Raw genomic sequence first — 4,022 nt, forward strand, 5'->3', positions numbered from 1 at the left:
TGTCCCGCTGTGACATACTGAGGCGCCCGGGCGCCGCCCGCCGCACACCAAACATAAACACATAAAACACGGGGGCGGCGGCCCCCCCCCCCCCCCCCCCACTTCAGCGAGGCTTTTTTCGAACGATGCCAGGACTCGTGATGCCGAAAGAGGGCGCTCTCCGAGAACTCGGCCAACGAACGGGTTCCGTATGCCTCCGGGCCCCAACCTCGCTACACAGACGTTAGCCGTCACCCAGCCAGACCGACAACCTTTTGGCCAATTTGCCCGCTGGAACACAATGCTGTACCCCACCTGAATACAGTTCTATACCTAGCTGCTCTGCAATGCATGATGTAATCTCATCACTATGCCAAACACTATGCGGCGGCGTTTGGCGACTCGGCCTGACCAGGTAGGCGACCCCCCGCCGTCCACAGCCGACGAGCGGGCGCCGAAAGGTGTAGCCGCTCGTCGGCACCACGGTCGCCAGACCGAAGAGAGGTACCGTCGCGGCGCCCCGCTGAGGCGAGATTTCCTCCATACCGGCCCAAACGGGGAACCCAGCCCGATCTCCGCGATCATGAACGGCCGCCACCGCGACGAGAACGGGCGCCGACGCGGGGGAGGCGGTCGTGGCGGACAACTCCGCCTTGCGCTGCTGCTGTCGGTCATCTGGGTGGCCGCCGCGCCACCTCATGACTCCACCCGTCCGGCCCGGTGGTGGGCCGAGCTCCTGGGTCTGCCGGACCCAGGATCCGCCGGCGCACGGCGAGTCCTCAATGCCATGCACGAGTTGCATGAGCGAGGGTTTTTGGCGATGGAAGGCGGAAAGAACGGGCAACCTCCCACTGTCCGATTGCTCGACGAGAGTGGGAGCGGTGCAGGTTACGAGCTGCCCTACCTCGACGGCGATGTGTCCTACGTACGGGTGCCGCATCAGCTCTGGACGCAAGGGTTGATTGGAGAACTGAAAGGGCCAGGCCTCGCGGTCTACCTGTGCGTTCTGTCGCACTACAACCACGACGCCTCGTCACAGGAGATCTGGTTCAGCAAGAAGGGCTTTCACGACCTTCACGGTCTAGGGGAGACCACGCGGCTGAGCGGGACCACCGAGCTTCTCGACGCGGGGGTTCTCACAGCTCGGGAGGTTTCCATCGATTCCACCGGCGGCAGCGACTTCCGGACACATCGGCGCCGGATGCTCTCCGTCGAGCAACCGTTTGTCCCCCCACCCCCCGCCGACCGACCGCGCGCCTGAATCGATGGACCCGGCACTGGCAAGCCCGGACTCGACCAGCCTCGGCTGAACCGGAATGTCGGTGTCCCTTCGGCGGTGTTGACCGCGACGAGGTTCCAGCCGACGGAGCGTTCAAGATCCGCGGTCGTCAGGGTCAGTGACCGAGGATGGTGCGGATGCGGTCAAGCTTCTGATCAGCAGTCAGGACTTTCCCGGCGTCGGGTTCGGAATGGATCGAGGCCAAGGTCGCACGGACCTGTGCGGCGCTGCCGGGCTTTTTCAGCATGCCGACCACGCGAGCTAGCGGGGTGTTCGTGCGGTAGAGCCAAACCTCGTGCCACTGGCGCGGTTCCGGGTTGCCCTCGGGGGTAAGTGTGTCTTCAGGAAAGTAGCCGAGTCCGTTGTGTTCGAGAGCTTCGGCAATGTCGCCGAGGACCCACTTGCCCAGTCGGCCCCAGCCGAGCGCGACGCGCAACTCCTGAAGGTTCGCGAGCGTGTAGCCACCCTCTTGATCGCACCGGGCCACAATCAATGCCAGCTGATCAGTCTCGGTCGTCATGGCCGCCCCTTCAATCCCTGCGCATCTGGCGCTTTTTATTTGAATAAAACGTTACCACGAAGCGACACGTTATATTCAAATATTCTGCAGCCCGGAGCAAAAATAAAACCGCAGCCTCGCCAGGCAGCTCGGGGCTATTGCCCGATAACTATGGTTATCGGGCAACATCGCCTAGGATCGGGACGAGCGAGCTGCCGCGACGGCGCGCGGCGCAACGGGTTCGATTCCTGGTTATCGGGCAACTTCCGTCGACGCACGGCACGGGCGTCGCGGAGAAGGGGTTGAGCGTCATGGAGATCGAGTTCGAAGACCGCTTCGTCGGCGTGCCGATGGAAGTCCACATCGACGACTTCTTGACCGATCTGGCCAACGCCAACCGACCCACCAACACGATCCGCGCCTACCGCGGTGACCTGACCGGCTTCGCCGAGTACGTCGACGGCGATCTCGCAGCGATGGACGTGGCACCGGTGCGCGCGTTCCTGTCCGGGATCACCGAGCAGGCGCCGGCGACCCGCAAACGCAAGCGGGCCGCGGTCTCCGCGTTCTGCCGGTGGGCGGTGCGCCACGACCGCCTGGCCGCGAACCCGATGGACAAGGTCGACACGATCACCGTGCCCAAGCGGCTCCCGCGCCCGGCCGCCGCCGCTGACGTTGCGCGGGTGCTGGATTCGATCTGCTCACGCCGCCCACGCAAGAACCTGCCGATCGACGTGCTGCGCGACCGAGTGCTGTTCGAAACGCTCTACGGGTGCGGTGCTCGCGCCGAGGAAGTCTGCGGGCTCTACGTCGACGATCTCGACCTCGCCCTCGACGATGAGCACATCCGCCTGCACGGCAAGGGCGGGTCGGTGCGCACCGTGCTGCTCGACGACCGCGGCTACGTCGCCCTGCTCAAGCTCTACCTCGCGCGGACCGGCTACACCTCCGGGCCGCTGTTCCGGGCCAGCATCAACGGTCGCGGCGGCCCGATCTCATACTCAGCGGCCCATCACCGGTGGCAGAAACACTGCGCCGCCGCCGGTCTCGACATCGAGATCCACCAACTGCGCCATGCCCACGCCACCGAGCTGATCAACTCCGGTGTCTCCATCGAGGTGGTGCGCCGACGCCTGGGCCACGCGTCGACCGAGACGACCCAGATCTACACGCTGCTCGCTGACAAGGTCGCCGACTGCGAGATACGCACCGCCAGGCGGCAGCGAGAGACCAACCGACGGTAGCGAGTTCGGCGAATGGGACGCAGACACCAGCTGGTCATATGCATTTCTCACGTACCGTTCGTACATGTTCGAGATCGCTTGGCCCACGGACTTTGACGCATTCGAGGGAACAACCGAGGAGATGATCGACCGTCTCTCTCGAGTCGGCTGGGTTCTAGACGATGTGACTTTTGGTGTGTCGTCCACGCCGCCTACGCCTATCGGGCGGGTCCCGTTTGAAGTACAAGTGGTCGAGATGACCTTCCACCATGACGGCGCTGCACGACGGCTGCGAATTACTGGTGCGGACTTCGCGCAGTTCACACCTCCAGGCAAAAGAGCTGACGTCCGCGTCCTGTGGTCGGTCGCTCCGACCAGCAACCCGGTCGGAGGCGACATGATCCGACATGTGCGCCATTTCCAGGTCATCGTTCCCGAGACAGAAGTGGTCGCGATGGTCGACGCCTCGATTGCGGCCACCTACGAGCCCGGACAGGATCTGATGTCCTTCCTGGGTGACCCTAGCGCGATGGTGAGTGTGTTTGCACTTGCGGGGGCGTTCATCAGCGGTGCAATCAGTAAGGCCGGCGAGGAGACTTTCTCGGCAATGAAGCGAGCCGTCACAAGGGCGCCTCGGTCCATTCGGGTTGACTCGGAAGGTACGCGCGACTGGGTCGTCCTGCATGACGTCGAGTACAACTCGGTAATCGAGTGTCCAGCAGAGCTTCCTGCTGAGGCAGTCGCGCAGCTGGCTCGGCGAAGCCCTGACGAACTGACCCGCGTCCACCTCCGGTGGGACAGCCAGGCGCGCTCATGGGTGGTCGTCGGCGTCGTCGAAGGCACGCCACCTCCTACCTCCGATGAGGGTGATGACGGAGCAGCGGCATGATCACCCCCTCACCCACGCCTGGATACGCTGATGCCAGGCGCCTGCTCACCCCGCGTCACTGCCGGGGAAAAGCTCACGGCTAAGTAGAGACTGAAACTGGGGGGGGCGCGCGGGCGGGGGGGGGGGGGGGGTGGGGTTGTGGTGTGGGTGGTG

4 protein-coding genes are annotated in these 4,022 nt (G+C 64.3%); 3 read left to right on the top strand and 1 reads right to left on the bottom strand.

What is annotated here, in order from left to right; genetic code table 11:
* Positions 1-766 precede the first annotated feature (766 nt).
* Positions 767-1,240 carry a hypothetical protein gene (locus tag ACFWPX_RS33255; protein WP_378932091.1) on the top strand — a complete coding sequence of 158 codons (474 nt, stop codon included), beginning with the start codon at positions 767-769 and terminating at the stop codon, positions 1,238-1,240.
* Positions 1,241-1,373: 133 nt separating this feature from the next.
* Here the strand turns inward: ACFWPX_RS33255 and ACFWPX_RS33260 are convergent, their stop codons facing one another.
* A complete protein-coding gene (locus ACFWPX_RS33260; RefSeq protein WP_378932093.1) occupies positions 1,374-1,778 on the bottom strand; it encodes a hypothetical protein in 405 nt (134 codons plus the stop codon).
* Positions 1,779-2,068: 290 nt separating this feature from the next.
* On the opposite strand from ACFWPX_RS33260, the gene ACFWPX_RS33265 reads away from it, so the two are divergent.
* A complete protein-coding gene (locus tag ACFWPX_RS33265; protein ID WP_378932095.1) occupies positions 2,069-3,001 on the top strand; it encodes a tyrosine-type recombinase/integrase in 933 nt (310 codons plus the stop codon).
* A 64-nt stretch (positions 3,002-3,065) separates the two neighbouring features.
* Positions 3,066-3,869: a hypothetical protein gene (locus ACFWPX_RS33270; protein ID WP_378932097.1), complete on the top strand. Its 804-nt coding sequence runs from the start codon at positions 3,066-3,068 to the stop codon at positions 3,867-3,869.
* Positions 3,870-4,022: the final 153 nt, after the last annotated feature.

This window comes from Nocardia sp. NPDC058518, assembly GCF_042719655.1.
Lineage (GTDB): Bacteria > Actinomycetota > Actinomycetes > Mycobacteriales > Mycobacteriaceae > Nocardia.